The organism is Cupriavidus sp. L7L, from assembly GCF_004353535.1.
In the GTDB taxonomy this organism is placed as follows: Bacteria; Pseudomonadota; Gammaproteobacteria; order Burkholderiales; family Burkholderiaceae; genus Cupriavidus; species Cupriavidus oxalaticus_A.
The window spans coordinates 74215-91513 of record NZ_SMNY01000025.1 but is presented as its reverse complement, the minus strand read 5'-3'; the positions used below and the strand labels follow the sequence as shown (position 1 = coordinate 91513).

General features: G+C 69.4%; 13 protein-coding genes. 5 read left to right on the top strand and 8 right to left on the bottom strand.

Going from position 1 to position 17299, the window contains the following annotated elements:
- Positions 1–59 precede the first annotated feature (59 nt).
- Together E1J61_RS24860 and E1J61_RS24855 are read left to right on the top strand one after the other, a co-directional pair.
- Positions 60–683: a hypothetical protein gene (locus E1J61_RS24860; protein ID WP_133096624.1), complete on the top strand. Its 624-nt coding sequence runs from the start codon at positions 60–62 to the stop codon at positions 681–683.
- Between the two features lie 8 nt (positions 684–691).
- Positions 692–2287, top strand: coding sequence for a GMC family oxidoreductase (locus tag E1J61_RS24855; protein WP_133096623.1), 1596 nt, complete (start codon positions 692–694; stop codon positions 2285–2287).
- Between the two features lie 120 nt (positions 2288–2407).
- On the opposite strand, the gene E1J61_RS24850 is transcribed toward E1J61_RS24855, so the two are convergent.
- The 3 genes from E1J61_RS24850 to E1J61_RS24840 all read right to left on the bottom strand — a co-directional run bounded on the left by E1J61_RS24850 (position 2408) and on the right by E1J61_RS24840 (position 8371).
- The gene (locus E1J61_RS24850) at positions 2408–3895 is read right to left on the bottom strand and encodes an efflux transporter outer membrane subunit (protein ID WP_133096622.1); all 1488 of its coding nucleotides are present in this window, start codon (positions 3893–3895) and stop codon (positions 2408–2410) included.
- Position 3896: 1 nt separating this feature from the next.
- A complete protein-coding gene (locus E1J61_RS24845; RefSeq protein ID WP_133096621.1) occupies positions 3897–7049 on the bottom strand; it encodes an efflux RND transporter permease subunit in 3153 nt (1050 codons plus the stop codon).
- 71 nt (positions 7050–7120) lie between these two features.
- The gene (locus E1J61_RS24840) at positions 7121–8371 is read right to left on the bottom strand and encodes an efflux RND transporter periplasmic adaptor subunit (protein WP_133096620.1); all 1251 of its coding nucleotides are present in this window, start codon (positions 8369–8371) and stop codon (positions 7121–7123) included.
- Between the two features lie 568 nt (positions 8372–8939).
- Here E1J61_RS24840 and E1J61_RS24835 point away from each other — a divergent pair.
- Positions 8940–9680 (top strand): TetR family transcriptional regulator, encoded by a 741-nt coding sequence (locus tag E1J61_RS24835; protein ID WP_133096619.1) that lies wholly within the window; start codon positions 8940–8942, stop codon positions 9678–9680.
- Between the two features lie 39 nt (positions 9681–9719).
- On the opposite strand, the gene E1J61_RS24830 is transcribed toward E1J61_RS24835, so the two are convergent.
- Positions 9720–10781: an ABC transporter substrate-binding protein gene (locus E1J61_RS24830; protein ID WP_207951248.1), complete on the bottom strand. Its 1062-nt coding sequence runs from the start codon at positions 10779–10781 to the stop codon at positions 9720–9722.
- Between the two features lie 316 nt (positions 10782–11097).
- Between E1J61_RS24830 and E1J61_RS24825 the strand changes: the two genes are divergently transcribed.
- Both E1J61_RS24825 and E1J61_RS24820 read left to right on the top strand, forming a co-directional pair.
- Complete coding sequence (locus tag E1J61_RS24825) at positions 11098–11772, top strand: response regulator (protein ID WP_133096618.1); 675 nt, start codon at positions 11098–11100, stop codon at positions 11770–11772.
- A 28-nt stretch (positions 11773–11800) separates the two neighbouring features.
- A complete protein-coding gene (locus E1J61_RS24820; protein ID WP_133096617.1) occupies positions 11801–13264 on the top strand; it encodes a sensor histidine kinase in 1464 nt (487 codons plus the stop codon).
- 23 nt (positions 13265–13287) lie between these two features.
- On the opposite strand, the gene E1J61_RS24815 is transcribed toward E1J61_RS24820, so the two are convergent.
- The 4 genes from E1J61_RS24815 to E1J61_RS24800 form a co-directional block, all read right to left on the bottom strand.
- The gene (locus tag E1J61_RS24815) at positions 13288–14769 is read right to left on the bottom strand and encodes an NAD(P)/FAD-dependent oxidoreductase (RefSeq protein WP_133096616.1); all 1482 of its coding nucleotides are present in this window, start codon (positions 14767–14769) and stop codon (positions 13288–13290) included.
- A 66-nt stretch (positions 14770–14835) separates the two neighbouring features.
- Positions 14836–15753 carry a patatin-like phospholipase family protein gene (locus tag E1J61_RS24810; RefSeq protein ID WP_133096615.1) on the bottom strand — a complete coding sequence of 306 codons (918 nt, stop codon included), beginning with the start codon at positions 15751–15753 and terminating at the stop codon, positions 14836–14838.
- Entirely contained in the window at positions 15753–16175 is a 423-nt protein-coding gene (locus E1J61_RS24805; protein WP_116320087.1) for a PaaI family thioesterase, read from the bottom strand. The genes E1J61_RS24810 and E1J61_RS24805 overlap by 1 nt, the downstream gene beginning before the upstream one ends.
- Before the next feature lie 60 nt (positions 16176–16235).
- Positions 16236–17294 carry an AbrB family transcriptional regulator gene (locus E1J61_RS24800; RefSeq protein ID WP_133096614.1) on the bottom strand — a complete coding sequence of 353 codons (1059 nt, stop codon included), beginning with the start codon at positions 17292–17294 and terminating at the stop codon, positions 16236–16238.
- Positions 17295–17299: the final 5 nt, after the last annotated feature.

The following is a 17299-nucleotide window of genomic DNA, read 5'->3' as shown; positions in this document are numbered from 1 at the left end:
TAGCGTCAATGCGGAGTCATCCCGCCCCGACAACAACACCGACGCACAGGAGACACCCCATGCCCCCGCATTCCCAACCTGCGCCACACCGGCGCGCAGATGCCGGCGCCGAGGCGCTGCACGCGCTACACGCTCTCTCGCGCCGCGGCTTCCTCAAGGTCGGACTCGGCTTCTCGGCCGCGCTGGCGTGTACCGCGCTGGTGCCGTCGCTGGCCGGATGCAGCGCGGCCGATGCCGCGCCGCAGGCCGGCATGGCCTGGCTGCGGCCCGACGACGTGGCCATGTTCCGCGCGTTGCTGCCCGCCGTCGTCACCGAACTCGCCGAGGCGCCGCCGCCGCGGCGCGAGGCCCTGGTGCAGGAGACACTGCGCAATATCGACACCAGCTGCGCCGCGATGAACGCCGGCGCGCAGGCTGAGCTGCGCAAGCTGTTCGGCCTGCTCGCCAGCACGCCGCTGCGCTGGGCGCTGGCCGGCATCCGCCAGTCCTGGGACGCCACCACGCCGGAACAGGTCCAGGCCTTCCTGGAACGCTGGCGCGCCAGCCGGCTGGCCACGCTCAATGCCGGCGCGGTGGTGCTGGTCAAGCTCGCCAGCGTCAGCTACTACGTGCTGCCCGCCGCCTGGGCCGGCAGCGGTTATCCCGGCCCCAATGCGCCGGTCTACAAGGCGCTGCACGCCTGAATACAGACATGGCCATCGACAATCTCTACGATGCCGGCATCGCCGCCGGCTGGAAGGTGCTGGATGCCGCCACCTTCACCGCCTCCCGCACGCTCGACGCGGACGTTGTCATCGTCGGCAGCGGCGCGGGCGGCGGCATCAGCGCCGAAACGCTGAGCCGCGCCGGGCTGCGCGTGGTGCTGCTGGAAGAAGGCGCGCTGCGCACCTCCGACAGCTTCCGCGACATGGACGAGAACCGTGCCTACCGCGAGCTGTACCAGGAGGCCGCGGCGCGCACCACCGCCGATGGCGCCATCGCCATCCTGCAGGGCCGCGCCGTCGGCGGCAGCACCACGGTGAACTGGTCGTCCAGCTTCCGCACGCCGCCGCAGACGCTGGCGCACTGGGCCGGGCACCACGCCGTCAGCGGCCACGCCGAGGCCGACATGGCGCCGTGGTTCGCGCAGGTGGAAGCGCGCCTGGGCATCGCCCCCTGGGCCATGGCGCCGAATCCCAACAACGACGTGCTGCGCCGCGGCTGCGAAAAGCTGGGCTGGGAGTGGCACGTCATCCCGCGCAACGTGAAGGGCTGCTGGAACTCGGGCTACTGCGGCTTCGGCTGCCCGGTCAATGCCAAGCAGTCGATGCTGGTATCGACCATCCCGGCGGCGCTGGCCGCAGGCGCGACGCTGGTGCACCGGGTGCGGGTGCGCACGCTCGGACACGACGGGCAGCGCGTGCAAGCGGTCATCGGCGAAGCGCTCGGCGCAGACGGTTATACGCCCACCGGCGTGGGCGTGACCGTGCGCGCGCGGCACGTGGTAGTCGCCGGCGGCGCTATCAACACACCGGCGCTGCTGCTGCGCTCGCGCGTGCCGGACCCGCATGGGCGGCTGGGCGTGCGCACGTTCATCCATCCGGTGAATATCAGTGTCGCAGTCATGCCGGAGCAAATCGATCCCTATTATGGCGCGCCGCAGTCGGTCGCCTCCGACCACTTCCAGTGGGCCAACGGCGCCACCGGCCCGATGGGCTACAAGCTGGAGGTGCCGCCGCTGTTCCCCGGCATCAGCGCCGGCGTGCTCAACGGCATGGGCGACGCGCTGCGGCGCGATATCGCGCAGCTGCCCAATACCAACGCCATGCTGGCGCTGCTGCGCGACGGTTTCGTGCCGCAGAGCGAGGGCGGGCGCGTGCGGCTGGCCCCCGACGGCAGCCCGCTGCTCGACTACGAGATGAGCGACTACGCCTGGGACGGCGTGCGCCGCGCCTGGCTGAGCATGGCGCAGGCGCAGTTCGCCGCCGGCGCGGTCAAGGTGCGGCCGGCCCACCTGGACGCCACCGACTACCGCAGCTGGCCAGAAGCGCGCGACGCGATCGCGAAGCTGCCGCTTAAGCCGTTCCGCACGGCGCTCTTCACCGCGCACCTGATGGGCGGCTGCGGCATGAGCGACGACGCCCGCCGCGGCGTGGTGGACAGCCACGGGCGCCACCACCAGCTGGAGAACCTGTCGGTGTTCGACGGTTCGGTCTTTCCGACCAGCGTGGGGGCCAATCCGCAGTTGTCGGTGTTTGCGCTGACGGCACAGAATGCAGATGCGCTGGCTCGAAATATCACGGCATGATGGATCGGCGCCGCTGTGATGCAGGCGAAAAAAACCAGTGGCGCTGCCACTGGTTTCTTCGCTTGAGCTGCTTGCCCCCCTTCCCGCTTGCGGGAGAGGGGAGCAAACCGGCAGTGAGCGTTACTGCGTCACCGGTTGCTGCGCCGCTGGCGCTGCCTGCTGCGCCACCGCGCTGTCCGCCTTCAACCCGCCGCCCAGCGCGCGATACAGGTCGATCGCGTTGTTCAGCCGCAGCTGCCGCGCCTGGATCAGCGCCTGCTCCGCGGTGAACAGCTGGCGCTGCGCGTCGAGCTCGTCCAGGTAGCTGGCCACGCCGCTGCGAAAGCGCAGGCGCGACAGCTCGTAGCGCGCGGCTTCGGCATCGCGCACCTGTTCCTGGCCGGTGACCTGGTCTTCCAGCGTGCCGCGCGCCACCAGCGCATCGGCTACTTCCGCGAAGGCCGTCTGGATGGTCTTCTCGTAGTTGGCGATCTGGATGTTCTTGCGCACGTTGGCCAGGTCCAGGTTCGACAGGTTGCGGCCATAGTCGAAGATCGGCAGCGTCAGCTGCGGCGCGAACGACCATGCGCGTGTGCCGGCATCGAACAGCCCCGAGAACGTCGGGCTGATGGTGCCCACGCTGGTGGTCAGCGTGATGCGCGGGAAGAACGCGGCGCGCGCCGCGCCGATATTGGCGTTGGCCGACAGCAGCTGCTGCTCGGCCTGCCGGATATCGGGACGCTGCTCCAGCAGCTCCGACGGCAGGCCCGCCGGGATATCGCTGATGATGCGCTCGTCCGACAGCCGCATCGGCTCGGGCAGGTTCTCGATGGTGCCGATGGGCTTGCCCACCAGCACTTCGAGCGCGTTCTGCGCCTGCGCGCGCTGGCGTGCCAGCTGCGCCGCGGAGACGCGTGCCTGCGCCACCAGCGATTCGTTGTCGCGCAGGTCCAGCGCCGAGGTGGCGCCGGCGTCAAAGCGCTTCTTGGCCAGCCCGTAGGTGCTTTCGCGCGCCTGCAGCGTGTTGCGTGCCAGCTCGTACTGCTCGGCAAAGGAGCGCTCGGCCAGGTAGGCCTTGGCGACTTCCGACACCAGCGAGATATACGCCGAGCGGTGCGCTTCTTCGGTGGCGAAGTACTGCGCCAGCGCGGCGTTGGACAGGCTGCGCACGCGCCCGAAGAAATCGAGCTCGTACGACGAGATGCCCAGGCCGACCCGGTAGACCTCGGTCACCCCTGGCTGGCCCAGCACGGTGGCCGCCTCGGCCGGGGTGGTGCGGGCCCGCGTATAGCCGCCTTCCACGTTCACCGTGGGCAGCAGGTCGGCGCGCTGCACCTGGTACGTGGCGCGCGCTTCCTCGATGCGCAGCGCGGCCTGGCGCAGGTCGCGGTTGTTATCCAGCGAGGTGGCGATCAGCGCCTGCAGGCGCGGGTCGCGGAAAAACTCGCGCCAGCCGATGTCGGTGGCGCGGCGGGTCTCGCCGCTCTTCACCTCGGCGGTGGCATAGCCCTCCGGTGCCACCGGGAAGCTGTCTGCCACCGGCGGGGCGGGGCGGTCATAGTGGGGTGCCAGCGTGCACCCGGTCAGAACGCCGGCCACCAGCAGCAGTGTGGTCAGGGTCTTGGTCATGTCAGATTTCCTCTTGCGGGTCATGCCACTTCTTGTCCAGCATGCGCTGGCGCTGGCTGCCCTTGAAGCGCTTGCGCACCACCACGAAGAAGACCGGCACCAGGAAGATCGCCAGCACCGTGGCCGTGATCATCCCGCCCATCACGCCGGTACCGATCGCGCGCTGGCTGCCCGAGCCCGCGCCGGTGGCGATCGCCAGCGGCAGCACGCCCAGGATGAATGCCATCGACGTCATCAGGATCGGGCGGAACCGCAAGTGCACCGCTTCCAGCGTGGCTTCGACCAGGCCCTTGCCTTGCGCCTGCAGGTCCTTGGCGAATTCCACGATCAGGATGGCGTTCTTAGCCGACAGGCCGATCGTGGCGATCAGGCCCACCTTGAAGTACACATCGTTGGGCATGCCGCGCAGCGTCACGCCCAGCAGCGCGCCGAGCACGCCCAGCGGCACCACCAGCAGCACCGAGAACGGGATCGACCAGCTCTCGTACAGCGCGGCCAGGCACAGGAACACGATGATCAGCGACAGCGTGTACAGGATCGGTTCCTGCGAGCCGGCCAGGCGCTCTTCATACGACTGGCCCGACCACTCGAAACCGAAGCCCGGCGGCAGCTTGGCGAAGTTCTCTTCCATCGCGCGCATGGCCTCGCCGGTACTGCGTCCCGGCGCGGCCTGGCCCGCGATCTTCACCGCCGGCATGCCGTTGTAGCGCTCCAGGCGCGGCGAGCCCATGATCCACCTGGACGTCGCAAACGCCGCGAACGCCACCATGTCGCCGTTGCTGTTCTTCACGCGCAGCTTGGTCAGGTCATCCGGCAGGCGGCGGTCGGCCCCGTCGGCCTGCACGATCACCTTGCGCACCCGGCCTTCATAGATGAAGTCGTTGACGTAGCTGGAGCCGAACGCGATCGACAGCGTCGAGTTGATCTCGGCCACCGACACGCCCAGCGCTCGCGCCTTCTCGCGGTCGATGTCGATCTGCAGCTGCGGCGCGTCTTCCTGGCCTTCGGGGCGCACGCCCATCAGCACCGGGTTCTGCGCGGCCATGCCGAGCATCATGTTGCGCGCTTCCATCAGCTTGGCGTGGCCCTGGCCGGTGCGGTCCTGCAGGCGGAAGTCGAAGCCCGAGGAGTTGCCCAGCTCGGCGATCGCCGGCGGATTGAGCGGGAAGATGATCGCGTCCTTGATGAACGACAGCGCGCCGAAGGCACGGCCCACCAGCGCCTGCGCGTTCTCGCCGTCGCCGGTGCGCTCCTTCCAGTCCTTCAGGCGCACGAACGCGATACCGCCGTTCTGGCCGCGGCCGAAGAAGGAGAAGCCCGCCACCGTGATCATCTGGTCCACCACCTTGCTTTCCTTCTGCAGGTAGTAGTCCTCGATCTGCTTGAGCACGCCGATGGTACGGTCCTGCGTGGCGCCGTTGGGCAGCTGCACCACCGTGATCATGTAGCCCTGGTCTTCATCGGGCAGGAACGACGACGGCAGGCGCTTGAACAGCACCACCACGCCGGCGATGATCAGCGCGTAGATGATCAGGTAGCGGCCGGTGCGCTTGAGGATGCGCGCGACCACGCCCTGGTAGCCGGTCGACGCGGTAGCGAAAGTGCGGTTGAACCAGCCGAAGAAACCCTTCTTCTCATGGTGATGGCCGGCTTCCACCGGCTTGAGCAGCGTCGCGCACAGCGCCGGGGTCAGCGTCAGCGCCAGCAGCGCCGAGAACGCCATCGAGGCGATCAGCGACAGCGAGAACTGGCGGTAGATGTTGCCCACCGAGCCCGAGAAGAACGCCATCGGGATGAACACCGCGGTCAGCACCAGCGTGATGCCGACGATGGCGCCGGTGATCTGGCCCATGGCCTTGCGTGTCGCTTCGCGTGGCGAGAGTCCTTCCTCGCTCATGATCCGCTCGACGTTTTCCACCACCACGATGGCATCGTCCACCAGGATACCGATCGCCAGCACCATGCCGAACATGGTCAGCACGTTGATCGAGAAGCCGAACGCCAGCAGTGCGCCGAACGTACCCAGCAGCGCGATCGGCACCACCAGCGTCGGGATGATGGTGGCGCGGAAGTTCTGCAGGAACAGGTACATCACCAGGAACACCAGCACCACGGCTTCCAGCAGCGTCTTGATCACTTCCTCGATCGAGATCTTGACGAAGGCCGAGGTGTCGTAAGGCACCGTGTACTGGTAGTCAGCCGGGAAGGTCTTCGACAGCTCTTCCATCTTGGCGCGCACCGCGGTGGCCGTGGCCAGCGCGTTGCCGGTCGGGGCCAGCTTGATGGCGATGGCCGCCGACGGCTTGCCGTTGGTGCGGGCCAGCGTCGAGTAGTCGGCGCCGCCCAGTTCCACGCGGCCCACATCCTTGATGCGCACCGACGAACCGTCGGGGTTGGTGCGCAGCAGGATGTTGCCGAACTGCTCGGGCGTGGACAGCCGGCTTTCGGTGGTGACGGTGGCGTTCAGCTCGGTGCCCTTGGGCGAGGGCGTGCCGCCCAGCTCGCCCACGGCGACCTGCACGTTCTGCTCGCTCACCGCGGCGGTCACGTCCAGCGGCGTCAGGTTGTAGCCGGTCAGCTTGGACGGGTCCAGCCAGATGCGCATGGCGTACTCGGTGCCGAACAGGTCGGCCTGGCCCACGCCCGGCACGCGGCGGATCGAGTCGATCACCTGCGCCGAGACATAGTTGCCGAGCTGGATCGCGCTGGCCGTGCCGGACTTGGACGACACGGTCAGGAACATCATGTAGTTGTTCCCGGCCTTGTCCACGCGCACGCCCTGCTGGCGCACCTCCGCCGGCAGGCGCGCTTCCACGCGCTTGAGGCGGTTCTGCACCTCGACCGAGTTCAGGTCGACGTTGGAACCGGGCGCGAACGCGATGGTGATCGTCGCCAGGCCGGTCGATTCGCTGGTCGAGTTGTAGTAGAGCAGGTTGGGGGCGCCGTTAAGCTCCTGCTCGATCACCGAAGTGACGGAATCCTCCAGCGTCTTGGCCGACGCACCCGGATAGGTGGCCGTGACCGAGATCGTAGGCGGGGCGATGTTCGGGTATTGCGCGATCGGCAACTGCATGATCGACAATATCCCGCCCAGCACGATGATCAGCGCGAGCACCCACGCGAACACCGGCCGGTCGATAAAAAACTTGGCCATAAGACTGGCTCCCTCTTTGTCTAGCCCTGTGTGCCGCGGCGGCTGGCTTCAGCCGCCGCGGCGCGGCGGTTTCAGCCTTGCTTGCCCTCGGCCTTCGCTTCCTGCTTCGCTTCGGCCTTGGGGGCCGAGGCCGGGGCAGCGGAAGCCGCGGCCGGCATGGCGGCCGGCGCCGAGGCACCCGCCTGCACGAACGGCACCGGCCTGGCCGGCGCGCCGACCTTGACCTTCTGCAGGCCCTCGACGATCACCTTCTCGCCGCCCTTCAGGCCTTCGGTCACGATCCAGCGGTCGCCGATGGCCTGCGGCGCCTTGACCGGCACGGAGGCGACGTTGCCGTCGTTGCCAACGACCAGCACGGTGGCGCCCTGCGCGCCGCGGATCAGCGCCCGCTGCGGCACGGTCAGCGCGTTCTCATCCACGCCCTGCTCGATCTTCACGCGCACGAAGGTGCCCGACAGCAGCTCGCGCTTCGGGTTGGGGAACTGCGCGCGCAGCGTGATCGCGCCGGTGGTCGGGTCGACCGTCATGTCCGAGAACAGCAGCTTGCCGGTGTGCTCGTACTCGCGGCCGTCTTCCCCGTACAGGTGCACGTTGGCGCCGCCGTTGACGCCCTTGACCGTGCCCGACTCGATGGCGCGGCGCAGGCGCGTGACTTCCGAGGCCGGCTGGGTGAAGGTGACCCACATCGGGTCGACTTGCTCCACCAGCGCCAGCTTGGTCGCCTCGCCCTTGCCCACCAGCGCGCCCTCGGTCACCAGCGCACGGCCGGCGCGGCCGCTGATCGGCGCGGTCACGGTGGTGTAGCCCAGGTTGATCTGGGCGGTGCGCACGGCGGCCCTGGCCGATGCCACGTCGGCGTTGGCCTGGCCGGCGGCGGCCACGGCGTCGTCGTATTCCTGCTTGCTGACCGCGTTGACGGCCACCAGCGGCTTGTAGCGCTCGGCCTTCAGCCTCGCAGTGACGGCGTTGGCCTCTGCGCGCTGCAGCGCGGCCTGGGCCGACGACAGTTCGGCCTGGTAGGGCGCCGGGTCGATGCGGAACATCACCTGGCCGGCCTTCACTTCGCCGCCCTCGGTGTAGTTGCGCGACAGCACGATGCCTTCGACGCGAGCGCGCACTTCGGCCGTGCGCACGCCTTCCAGGCGGCCCGGCAGTTCATTGACGACGGCGACCGGCGACGGCGTCACGGTGACCACGCCGACTTCCGGCGGGGGCGGGGCACCGCCCTCGGCCTTCTTGTCGCCGCAGGCAGTGAGCGCCAGCGCCGACAGCGCAGCGGCTGCAAAGGTGGCAACGCGACTGATATGTTGGGACTTCCTCATCGATAACCCCATGATGGCAATTTGAGATCTGCCGCATCGCCCCGGCCTGACATCTCAGGAAAGCGAAAACGACGCAGCCCGCCGCAATATTTGCAGCGGATAAAAGCGTGATGCTAGCCACAAATCGCGTCGGCGCGGCGACGAATACGACGAACGGTGGCTTTTATATGACGACTGGATTGCCGTCCGGCTGGCCTGCGCAAGGAGTCGCCCAGGGTGCTGGCTATGTCACAGGGGGCGGCTGGCCGAAAGCCGGGCGAGCGCGTATTATATATACATTCAAGCATGTATGTTAAAGTCGATTCATCAGCAGGGGCTTTCACATCACGCCGGGCGGGTCCGATGCGAACCATCGGATCCCAGCGAAAAGCCGGCCAACCTGATCCGGTATCCGGCGCAAACCGCCGACTCGGGTTAGGATGCGCGCCGTCCTGTCGGACCCAGGGGCTTGCGACAACATAGCCATGTGACGACAACGACCCGCCGCGCGCCTTGCGCAGCACCGGGGAGATTCAACACGCCGGACCGTGGACACCGTGTCCATGCGCCGCCGGCATATGAGACAGAAATGGTCAGACGCACCAAGGAAGAGGCGCTAGAGACGCGCCACCGGATTCTCGACGCGGCCGAAACCGTGTTCCACGCCCGCGGCGTGGCACGGCCGTCGCTGGCCGACATCGCCGAGGCCGCGGGGGTCACGCGCGGCGCGATTTACTGGCACTTCAAGAACAAGAGCGATGTGTTCGCCGCCATGTGCGACCGCGTGCACCTGCCCGTGGAAGCGCTGTGCGATCCGGAGCGGATCGCGCGCCAGGAGGACCCGCTTGGCGGCGTGCGCGACATCTGCGCCTACGTCATGCGCCAGACCGTGGTGAACCCACGCCTGCGCCGCGTGTTCGAGATCATCTTCCACAAGTGCGAGATGGTGCAGGACAACGGCGCCATCTTCGAGCGCCAGCGCCAGTCGCACAAGGAAGGCCTGGTCAAGATCCGCGAGCACCTGCGCCTGGCGCGCGAGCGCGGGCAGCTGCCGGCCGACCTCGACCTGGATCTCGCCGTCAATGCGTTCCACGCCTGCATCGGTGGCGTGCTGGCGCACTGGCTGTTCTCGCCCGAGGACTTCGACCTCGACGCCAACGCCGAGCGCATGGCGGATGCCTTCATCGATACCCTGAGATTGTCCCCCGCGCTGCGGCTCGGCTACGTGCCGCGCCCGATGGCGCAGCTCGACGACGAACTGTCGACGCTGTGCGAGCAGGCCTGCCAGAAGGAAGCCGCGGGCCTGGACACCAGCGACCTGGTGCCCTGATCTCCTGACTCCCCTGGCTCCCCGAAACCGGCCTGGGCGCTAGCCGCGCACCGCTTCGTGCCAGCGCGCCAGGAAGGCGCGCTTGCGCAGCGTGTCCTGCGCGGCCAGCAGGCCCGGCCCCACGCTGATCGGCTTGAGCGCGTAGCCCAGGCGCTCCGACAGCGCCGCGGCGGTGTGCACGCTGTCGGTATCGGTGCGGATGGTATAGAGCTGCGTGGTCGACTTGGCCAGCAGCGCCTGGCCCTCGCGCGACAGCAGGAAATCCAGCCACAGCCGCGCCGCATTGGGCCGCGGCGCGCGCCTGGCGATAAACGCCACCCGCGACATCACCAGCGTGTAGTCGCGCGGCGCGATCACGTCGATCGCCGCGCCGCGCTCCATCAGCGACAGCGCGTAGGAACCCAGCAGGTTGTACCCCATCACCAGCTCGCCGCTGGCGATGCGCTCGACCATCTCCGCGGTCGACGACGACAGCTGCACCCCGGCGCGCCCCAGCGCCTGCGCCAGGTACCAGAACTCGCTGCCCATGCGCGCGTCCTGCTGCGCCAGCAGGTAGCCCACGCCGGAGCGCTCCACGTCATACGTCACCACCTTGCCGCGCCAGCGCGGCGCGTTCTCCTGCAGCAGCCGCGCCAGCCCGGTGCGGCTGCGCGGCGCGCGCATGCCGGCGAAGTGGTGGCGGTTGTAGACAATCACCGCGGGCTCGAAGGTGGTGCCCCAGGCCTCGTCGCGCCACACCGCCCAGCCGGGCAGGCCGGCGCGCTCCGGCGAGGCGTAGCGCTGCGCGTTGCCGTCGTTGACCAGCTTGATCTGCAGGTCCATGGCGGTGCTCCACAGCACGTCGGCATAGCGCGCGCCCGGCGCCGGGCGGCCGCTGCCGAGCGCGGCGGTTTCGGCGAGGAAGCGCTGGTTCAGGTCGACGGTGTTCAGGTCTTCATAGCGCACCCGGATGCCGGGATAGCGCGTCTCGAACGCCGTGATCAGCGGCTGCGCCACTTCCAGGTCGGTCGAGGCATAGACCACCACCTCGCGTTCGCGCAGCGCGCGGGCGATGGTGGCGTCATACCCCGACGGATAGCCCGGCGGCGGCGCCGGCAGCATGGACTGGGCCTGAAGCGGCAATGACAGCGAAGTCCCGGCAAGCAGCGCGGCACCGGCCAGCCGGCGGCGCTGCGGTGAGGCGGGTGACGGGTGTGATGCGTGACGTGATGCGGGAAGGGCGGGCGACCCATGCGCCGCGGGCGGCATGGAAGCGGACTGCTGGGGCGGACGCTTGGGCACGGTGATCGGGAACTGGGGGGACGGCCCTGCAGCGGGCGCGCCGGGACAGGCGGGGCGGGGTTATTATAGGCGCCCGCGGCAGGCGCGCCATAGCGCCGGGGCCGCCATGCACAACCGGCAGAGGAGGAGGACCGGCATGCGCATCCTGCTGGTGGAGGATGAAGTCGAACTGGCACGCTGGGTCGCCCGCGCACTGGAGCAGGGCGGATTCGTGATCGAGCACGTCGCCGACGGCCTGCAGGCCGAGGCACGGCTGCATGCCGAGGAATACGACGCGGTCGTGCTCGACCTGCGCCTGCCCGGCAAGGACGGGCTGGCCGTGCTCAAGTCGATGCGCGGGCGCGACGACCGCACCCCGGTGCTGATCCTGACCGCGCAGGACACGCTCGACGAACGCGTGCGCGGCCTCAACCTCGGCGCCGACGACTACCTGCCCAAGCCCTTCGCCATCGCCGAGCTGGAAGCGCGGCTGCTGGCGCTGATCCGCCGCAGCCGCGGCCGCGCGCACCCGCGCCTGCAATGCGGCACGCTGGTGTTCGACGGCGAGACGCGCAGCTTTACGCTCGATGGCCAGCCGCTGGCGCTGACGCCGCGCGAATCGACGCTGCTGGGCGCGCTGCTGGCGCGCAGCGGCCAGCCGCTGACCAAGGCGCAGCTGCTCGACAAGGTGTTCTCGCTCGACGCCGACGTCTCCCCCGACGCGATCGAAGTGCTGGTCTACCGGCTGCGCAAAAAGCTGGCCGGGCACGGCGTCACCATCGTCACGCTGCGCGGCTTCGGCTACCTGCTGGAGCCCGAGGCCGGGCGCTGACATGCGCTGGATGGCAGGGAATATGCGCATGGGTCCGCGCCATCCCATACTGCTGTGGCGGCGCGGCAGCCTGCGCCGCCAGCTGCTGTTGCTGCTGGTGCCGGCGCTGGCGGCGATGATGGCGATCGACACCTGGCTCAGCTACGGCACGCTGCGCGACGCCGCCAACCGGGCCTACGACCGCTCGCTGTACGGCTCGATCCGCACCATCGACAACGCCATCGGCATGGCCGGCGAAAGCGTCCAGCTCACGCTGCCCGACGCCGCCATGGAAATGTTCGAGAGCGCGGCGCAGACCCATGTGTACTACCGCGTGTCGCTGGAGCGCGCCGGCAAGGTGGAGACCATCACCGGCTACGACGACCTGCCGCTGCCCGCCGGCAACCTCGTCAACAACCAGCCGCGCTTCTACGATACCGAGTACCTGGGCGAAGCGGTGCGCATCGGCGTGATGGCGCGCCCCGTGTACCGGCCCGATGCGCGCATGCGCGTGATCATCCAGGTTGCCGAGACCGCCGAGCCGCGCAGCGCGCTGATCGCCACGGTGTGGCGCAGCGCGCTGGCGCGCGACCTGATGCTGATCCTGCTGAGCGCCGCGATCCTGGTGGGCGGCGTCACTTACGTGCTGCGCCCGCTCAAGCGCGTGCGCGACGACGTCGAGGCGCGCTCGCCCGACGACCTCGCGCCGCTGGCCTTCGAGCGCGTGCCGTCCGAGGTGCGGCCGCTGGTCGACGCGGTCAACCTGCACGTGTCGCGCTCGGCGGCAATGGCGCAGGCGCAGGCGCAGTTCATCGCCGATGCCGCGCACCAGCTGCGCACGCCGCTGGCAATCCTGAAGACGCAGGCCGAATATGCCCAGCGCCAGCTGCGCGACCCCGATCCGGAAGCCGCGCGCCGCGCCGCGGGCGAGGCCGTGGGCGGCATCGTCACGCAGCTGGAGCAGGCCGCGCGGCTGACCAACCAGCTGCTGGCGCTGGCGCGGGTACGCCAGCACCATGGCGAGAATGCACAGCCGGGCGAGGCCAGCGACGCCATCGACATCATCGACGCCGTCGCCGTGGCCGAGCAGGTGGCGCTCGACTACCTGCCGCTGGCGCGCGGCAAGCAGCAGGACTTCGGCTGGGAGCCGGTGCCGGGGCTGAAGCTGCCGGTGCGCGCCGATCCCGCGCTGCTGCGCGAGGCGCTGGCCAACCTGGTGCACAACGCGATCCAGTACTCGCCGCGCGGCAGCCGGATCACCTTGTCGGCAAGTCGCAACGACGAAACGGCCTGCCTGGTCGTAGAAGACGACGGCCCGGGCATCCCGGCCGAAGAGCGCGAGAAGGTCTTCGCGCGCTTCTACCGCCGCGTGGGCAACGCCGAGCCCGGCTCGGGGCTCGGGCTGGCGATCTCGCGCGAGATGGCGTCGCGCTTCGGCGGCACGGTGGAGCTGGGCGACGGCGCGCAGGGCGTTGGCGTGCGCGCCGTGCTGAAGCTGCCGGTCGGTGATTGAACCCGAGTAGTGCTCAATAGCGCTCAGCCGAACAACTCCTCCGCCACCGTCGGATGCAGCTGCACCGTGGTCTGCAGGTGCGATTCACGCACGCCCAGGCGCAGCGCCACCGCCAGCGCCTGCACGATCTCCGGCGCGGCGTTGTCCATCAGGTGCACCCCTAGCACGCGCCCGCTGCGCGCGTTCAGCACCAGCTTGAACACGCTCTGGTACGCCGTGCCGCCGAAGCGGTTCTCCAGCGAGACAAAACGCTTGACCACGGTGCGGATGCGCTCGGGCTTGCCGGCATCGGCGATCGCCTGCGCCTCGGTCATGCCGACTGCGCCGATGGCCGGTTCGCTGAACACCGCGGTGGGCACGAAATCGAAGTCGGCTCGCTCGCCGCGCCGGCCATACAGCCGGTCGGCCAGCCAGCGGCCCTGCGCGGTCGCCACCGGCGTCAGGTGCAAGCCGTCGGTGGCATCGCCGACCGCATAGATCTTGCGCACGCTGCTGCGGTACTGCTTGTCGACATGGATGCCGCCCTTGTCGCCAAAGGCCAGGCCGAGTTCTTCCAGCCCCAGCCCCTGCACATTGGAGATGCGCCCGATCGCCGCCAGCGCGGCCTGCGCGCGCACGGCCTCGGTCTGGCCGGGGCGGTCAGTGGGGCGGTAGCAGACTTCCACCGCGCCGTTGGCCTGGCTGAGCAGGTTGACTTCGGCATTCAGATGCAGGCGCACGCCGCGCGCCGTCAGCGCCTCGGCCAGCGCAGCGCCGATCTCATGGTCGAAATGCCGCAGCAGCCGGTCGCCGGCGACGATCAGGTCGACCTTGACGCCATAGCGCGACAGGATCGATGCCAGCTCCACGCCGATATAGCCGCCGCCGATCACCGCGACCGAGGCGGGCACGGTCTGCCAGGTAAAGACATCGTCGGAGCTGGCGGCCAGTTCGCCGCCGGGCACGTCCAGCGGGCGCGGGCGCGCGCCGGTGGCGATCAGGATGCGGCGCGCATGGATGGTCTCGTCGCCGACGCGGACTTCATCGGGCGCGGTGACGCGCGCGTCGCCACGCAGTATCTCCACGCCGGATTCATGCAGGCGCTGGGTGTAGCCCGCGTTCAGCCGCGCCACCTCGGCATTGACGCGCACGATCGCGTCGCGCCAGTCCTCGTGCCCGCCGGTGTGCGACAGGCAGCCCGACAGGATCGCTGCCCACGAGGCGCCATACGACAGCATCTTCTTCGGTACGCAGCCGCGGTTGACGCAGGTGCCGCCGATGGCATCGCGCTCGACCAGGATCACGCGCGCACCGTGCGCCGCCGCGCGCCGCGCGCAGGCCACGCCGCCGGAGCCGCCGCCGATCACCACCAGGTCGGCGTCGCGCGCCTTGCCGTTGCGGCGCTTGCCTCCCTGGCCGCGGGCGCGCGGGACGCGCTCGACGGGTGGCGCAGCGCTGACCTGGCGGGCACGCCTCGGTTCGTTGGTCCCCTGCGTTGCGGTGGGGGTTGTCTTGCGCTCGGTCATCCATGCCTCCTGTCGCGGCACGCGGGCCGCATCGACAATCGATCGGGCCGGTGCCACAACACGAAGCTAGGCGGCCGGCCGCAGTTCGGTATTCAGGATCGACGGCCACTCGCGCAGGAAAGTTTCCCCGTCGCGGCGGCCGAGTTCGTAGGCGTGCGTCATGGCATCGGGCCGGGTGTAGTCCCAGCTCGAGATCGGCACGCGCTCCGAGGGCTGCAGGTACAGGCGGCGCTGGCCGCCTTGCTCGATGACGAAACGGCGCGGGCGCGGATAGAGCCGCGTCACCAGCACCAACACATTGCCCGGCGCGGTGTCGAGCGCATCGACCGGTACGTTATCCACAAGGCCGCCGTCGAGCACCGGCCGGCCGTCGCGGCGCAGCACCGGCGTGAACGGCGGCGTCGACGCCGACTGCAGCAGCAGGTCGGCCAGCTGCTCCGGCGAGGCGCAGTCCTGCGCGCGCACGAACTCGGGCCGGAAGCCAAGCTTGCGCCCCAGCCGCGGGTGCAGCGTCTTGAGCACATGCTTGTCGATGTTGTAGGCCAGCAGGCCCGCCGCCACCGCCAGCCGCGGACCGCTCCAGCGCGGGATATGCGCCACGCCGATGCGGATCTCGGGCGCCTGTTGAAGCTGCGCCAGGCGGCCGTCGGCAAAGATCGTCAGCAGCGCGGTGCGGTAGATGCCGTAATGCGGGAACACGCGCTCGTTGCGCAGCAGGTTGCCCCAGTAGGCATTGCGGCGGTTGTTGGACAGCACCTCGCGGTAGTAATCCATGGTCTGGTGCGAGTCATGCGCATAGACCATGCACGCGGTGGCCGCGCCGGCCGAGATGGCCGCGATCACCCGCGGACGCAGCTGCAGTTCGGGCGCGACCATGTCCCACCAGCCCGCCTGCCACCAGCAGCGGTTGCCGCCACCGGCAAAGACGACCTGGTCGAAGGGATTGGCGGGATGGGCGGGACTGGTGCCCGCGCTGGCTGGCATCAGAGCAGCGCGTAGGTGGTGGTGGCCTGCACCGCGAGCTTGCCGTCGGTGCCGGTCAGCTCGATCTCGCCGAACACCACGGTCTTGCCCAGGCGCAGCACGTTGGCGCGCACCAGCACGTCGCCGTCGATCACGGGACGCATGAAGTTGGTGGTGAGTGAGACCGTGGTCATCGGGCGGAAGCCGCCGAGCGCACTCGCGACGGCGACGATCATGGCGGTATCGGCCGCCGACATCAGCACCTGGCCGCAGACCACGCCACCCGCGTGGCGAAATGATTCGTTGAAAGGCAGGCGCAGCGTTACGCCTTTTGCATCGACGGCTTCGGCCCGCAGGCCTAGCTGGCGCACCCACGGCGCCAGCACGCGCTCCAGCGTGGCGTCGATGTCGGCAAGGGCAAGTTGCGGTGATGCTTCAGACATGGCGGTCCTCGTTCTTGTATCCATGTTCCTGGCCGCACCCGTGGCCGACCGTGGCCGACCTTACGCTGTCTCCCCCGGCGCGACGCGATGCTTCAGGCAATGATACAGGGGGCCGGTGGCAAGCACCACGAAGGCCATCCGGATCACATGGAAGGCCGTCACCAGCGGCACGCCCAGCTCCAGCACCTTGGCGGTGATGCACATCTCGGCAATGCCGCCGGGCGTGGAGGCCAGGATCATGGTGGCCGGGTGCGCGCCCGACAGCGCAGCCAGCCCCCAGCCGAACAGCGCCGACACCACCAGCGCCAGCACCGTGTACAGCGCCACGCCCGACAGGAAGCGCGGCGCGGTGTGCAGGAACTCGCGCGAGAAGCGCACGCCCAGCGACACCCCGATCAGCAGCTGGCCGGCGCGGCTCATCCAGGCCGGGATCGCCGACAGCTCGATGCCCGATGCCGTCAGCACCGCGGCCGCCAGCAGCGTGCCGATCACGAACGGGTTGGGCATGTTCAGGCGCCTGACCAGCAGCGCCACGCCCAGCGTGATTGCCACCAGCGCCAGCAGGCCCGGCGCGCTGACCACGCGCGGCCCGGGGATGTATGTGTCAAGCCCATGGATGCCGCCGTACTGGAAGATCGCCGGCACCGTCACCACCACCATCAGCACCCGCAGCGAATGCGCCGCCGCGACCTGGTCGATGCGCGCGCCGTTGCGCTCGGCCAGGTTGGCCATCTCGGAAGCGCCGCCGATGGCTGTGGAAAAGTAAGCGGTCTTGAATGCGACCCCGGTGGTCCGGCGCAGCATCAGCGCGCCGCCCGCGCCCATCGCCAGCGCGAACAGCGAACCGGCGACGATGTACGGCAGGAACTCCACCAGCCGCGCCACCACGTCGGGCGTGAAATACAGCCCGAGCGAGGCGCCGATCACCCACTGCCCGGCATTGCGCGCCTGCGACGGCGCGCGCAGGTCGGCGCCCCACATGCGTGCCGAGGCGACGGCCAGCAGCGGGCCGATCATCCACGGCAGCGGGGTATGCAGGACGGTGCAAAGCAGGGCGGCGGCCAGCCCCAGTGCCAGCGTGGGCACCGCGGACAGCCAGCGGTTGGCGGCGAGACTCATCGGTC

Bases quoted from the DNA above. Each gene is read 5' to 3' on its own strand.
- E1J61_RS24860 (WP_133096624.1), top strand. From the start codon at position 60: ATGCCCCCGCATTCCCAACCTGCGCCACACCGGCGCGCAGATGCCGGC.
- E1J61_RS24855 (WP_133096623.1), top strand. From the start codon at position 692: ATGGCCATCGACAATCTCTACGATGCCGGCATCGCCGCCGGCTGGAAG.
- E1J61_RS24850 (WP_133096622.1), bottom strand. From the start codon at position 3,895: ATGACCAAGACCCTGACCACACTGCTGCTGGTGGCCGGCGTTCTGACC.
- E1J61_RS24845 (WP_133096621.1), bottom strand. From the start codon at position 7,049: ATGGCCAAGTTTTTTATCGACCGGCCGGTGTTCGCGTGGGTGCTCGCG.
- E1J61_RS24840 (WP_133096620.1), bottom strand. From the start codon at position 8,371: ATGAGGAAGTCCCAACATATCAGTCGCGTTGCCACCTTTGCAGCCGCT.
- E1J61_RS24835 (WP_133096619.1), top strand. From the start codon at position 8,940: ATGGTCAGACGCACCAAGGAAGAGGCGCTAGAGACGCGCCACCGGATT.
- E1J61_RS24830 (WP_207951248.1), bottom strand. From the start codon at position 10,781: ATGCTGCCGGCGCCGCCGCCGGGCTATCCGTCGGGGTATGACGCCACC.
- E1J61_RS24825 (WP_133096618.1), top strand. From the start codon at position 11,098: ATGCGCATCCTGCTGGTGGAGGATGAAGTCGAACTGGCACGCTGGGTC.
- E1J61_RS24820 (WP_133096617.1), top strand. From the start codon at position 11,801: ATGGGTCCGCGCCATCCCATACTGCTGTGGCGGCGCGGCAGCCTGCGC.
- E1J61_RS24815 (WP_133096616.1), bottom strand. From the start codon at position 14,769: ATGACCGAGCGCAAGACAACCCCCACCGCAACGCAGGGGACCAACGAA.
- E1J61_RS24810 (WP_133096615.1), bottom strand. From the start codon at position 15,753: ATGCCAGCCAGCGCGGGCACCAGTCCCGCCCATCCCGCCAATCCCTTC.
- E1J61_RS24805 (WP_116320087.1), bottom strand. From the start codon at position 16,175: ATGTCTGAAGCATCACCGCAACTTGCCCTTGCCGACATCGACGCCACG.
- E1J61_RS24800 (WP_133096614.1), bottom strand. From the start codon at position 17,294: ATGAGTCTCGCCGCCAACCGCTGGCTGTCCGCGGTGCCCACGCTGGCA.